We start from the raw sequence: 2,337 nt of genomic DNA, 5'->3' as shown, positions 1-2,337 counted from the left end.
ACAGATTTTGTTGCAAAGAGAAAGTTTTTTTGACAAAAAGAACAAAGTGTGCTGCCACTGGATTTAACTTAGTGTCAACATTCATCCCGTCGCGCTCAAGGGAGGGACTTCTGCTGACACTAAGTTAAAATCAAAAGCAGGATACTGTGTATGACGGAAAAACTCGATGAACTCAGTGATTAAAGCGGTACAAACTGCCTATTATGGGGATGCAGCCTATCGGACACCACCACCGGACTTGGAATCTCTCCTGCTCAAAGAGAGAATTGTCTATCTGGGGTTGCCCTTATTTTCCTCCGATGATGTCAAGCGCAATGTCGGGGTGGACGTGACGGAATTAATTATCGCGCAACTGCTTTACCTGCAATTTGACGATCCCGAAAAACCGATTTTCTTCTATATCAACTCTACCGGCACATCCTGGTACACCGGCGACGCGATCGGCTACGAAACCGAAGCTTTCGCCATCTGTGACACCCTCAACTACATTAAACCTCCCGTTCATACTATCTGTATCGGGCAGGCCATGGGAACTGCAGCGATGATTCTTTCCGCGGGAACCAAGGGTTTTCGCGCCTCCTTACCCCACGCTACCATTGTTCTCAACCAAAATCGCACCGGGGCCCAAGGACAAGCCACCGATATCCAGATTCGCGCCAAGGAGGTAATCGCCAACAAACAGACGATGTTAGAGATTTTCTCGAAAAATACGGGTCAAACCACCGAAAAACTGGCGAAAGATATGGATCGCACCTTCTATCTCACCCCACAACAGGCGAAAGATTACGGATTAATCGATCGCGTTCTCGAAAGTCGCAAGGAACTACCGAAACCCCTCGCCCAAGTTAGTTAAGATTTATTACAAATTAGCAGGAGTTGTTACCAATTATGCCTATCGGTGTGCCAAAAGTTCCCTACCGTCTGCCTGGTAGCCAATACGAACAGTGGATTAGCATTTACAGCCGTCTTTCGGTGGAACGCATTCTTTTTTTGGGGCAGGAAGTCACCGACGGGTTAGCCAATGCCCTTGTGGCCCAAATGCTTTATCTCGACTCGGAAGACCCCACTAAACCTATCTATCTCTATATCAACTCGCCGGGGGGTTCCGTTACCGCCGGTATGGCCATCTACGACACCATGCAGTACATCAAAGCGGAGGTGGTGACTATCTGTGTGGGATTAGCGGCCTCTATGGGGGCATTTTTACTGGCTTCTGGTAGTCCGGGTAAGCGTCTCGCTCTTCCCCACGCGCGGATTATGATTCACCAACCCATGGGGGGAACCGGGCGCCGACAAGCGACGGATATCGACATTGAAGCTAAGGAAATCCTGCGTATTCGCCAGCAATTAAACGAAATTATGGCTAATCGCACCGGACAAACCATCGAACGCATCGAAAAAGACACGGACCGCGATTATTTCCTCTCCGCCGAGGAAGCCGTTGCCTACGGTTTAATTGATAAGGTGGTCGAGGGAAGACCGGCTTAAGTCAGCCATAGGTTAGAACAGGCGAGAAACCTGTTCTAACTGCCATTGGACAAACTTCCTTAGATGGTAGGTTGGTTTATCGGATAATCCCATAAGAGGGTATCTGTTGGGTATGGAATTTTTAGCAACTTTAGAAACAGGCTTGATCTCTGCTGTGGCAATCATCAAGTTTTGCCTAGAAAGTCTTTCGATCGCTTGTGTGGTAATCGGACTAATTAAAACCCTACAATTAGCTTGGCAGTCTAATCGTCACCGTCGCAGTCATCCTTCTTTTTCCTTTAATCAATTTCGCATTCGTTTTGGTACTTGGCTATCTTTAGCCCTAGAGTTTCAGTTAGGTGGAGACATCGTGGCTACCACCGTCACACCCACTCTAGAAGCCTTGGCAAAACTCGCCCTCATCGCTATTATCGAAAATTTGGGTTAAAACCCCGTCGTAAAACGACGGCTTTTCCTGATTTTCAATGTAGCACTTAAGAACTTCCAGTGGCGCACCTCCTACAGAAGATACAAAATAACTGGGCGACCAAAGAGCGTCTTTCCCGTATGGCTTAGGATATCCAGCTTGTCCATACCTACGACTAGAGACTCCCTTTAAAGAGTTGAACATTACGGAAATAGATAGTTTCGGTGGGTATTCAATCAATGCGTGTATATGATTAGACTCCCCGTTAAATTCCAATATCTGAAAATTCATCTTTTCCGCAACTTCCCTAAAAGACTTTTCAACCAAAGTCAGACTTTTACCAGTAAAAACCTTACTTCTGTATTTTGTCACACAGACCAAGTGTATCTTTAGATCGGAAACAGAGTTTCTTTCTTTTCGCAACTGACTTGACATTATTAACA

3 protein-coding genes and 1 pseudogene are annotated in these 2,337 nt (G+C 46.3%); 3 read left to right on the top strand and 1 reads right to left on the bottom strand.

The window, feature by feature from the left end:
- Positions 1-166: 166 nt before the first annotated feature.
- The 3 genes from IQ242_RS22750 to IQ242_RS22740 all read left to right on the top strand — a co-directional run bounded on the left by IQ242_RS22750 (position 167) and on the right by IQ242_RS22740 (position 1,915).
- On the top strand, positions 167-853 hold the full coding sequence (locus tag IQ242_RS22750; RefSeq protein WP_002746650.1) for an ATP-dependent Clp protease proteolytic subunit: 687 nt from the start codon (positions 167-169) through the stop codon (positions 851-853).
- Between the two features lie 35 nt (positions 854-888).
- Positions 889-1,488, top strand: coding sequence for an ATP-dependent Clp protease proteolytic subunit (locus tag IQ242_RS22745; protein ID WP_002734165.1), 600 nt, complete (start codon positions 889-891; stop codon positions 1,486-1,488).
- A 112-nt stretch (positions 1,489-1,600) separates the two neighbouring features.
- Positions 1,601-1,915, top strand: a complete 315-nt coding sequence (locus IQ242_RS22740; RefSeq protein WP_228021166.1) for a DUF1622 domain-containing protein — start codon at positions 1,601-1,603, stop codon at positions 1,913-1,915.
- A 15-nt stretch (positions 1,916-1,930) separates the two neighbouring features.
- Here the strand turns inward: IQ242_RS22740 and tnpA are convergent.
- Positions 1,931-2,329: pseudogene (gene tnpA / locus IQ242_RS22735) on the bottom strand (IS200/IS605 family transposase); the annotation flags it as partial.
- Positions 2,330-2,337 lie beyond the last annotated feature (8 nt).

Source organism: Microcystis sp. LEGE 08355, from assembly GCF_015207185.1.
Taxonomy (GTDB): Bacteria; Cyanobacteriota; Cyanobacteriia; order Cyanobacteriales; family Microcystaceae; genus Microcystis; species Microcystis panniformis.
This window is presented reverse-complemented; position numbering and strand designations above follow the sequence as displayed.

Excerpts from the sequence above, each read along its gene's own strand:
- IQ242_RS22740 (WP_228021166.1), top strand. The coding sequence starts at position 1,601 with ATGGAATTTTTAGCAACTTTAGAAACAGGCTTGATCTCTGCTGTGGCA.
- IQ242_RS22750 (WP_002746650.1), top strand. The coding sequence starts at position 167 with ATGAACTCAGTGATTAAAGCGGTACAAACTGCCTATTATGGGGATGCA.
- IQ242_RS22745 (WP_002734165.1), top strand. The coding sequence starts at position 889 with ATGCCTATCGGTGTGCCAAAAGTTCCCTACCGTCTGCCTGGTAGCCAA.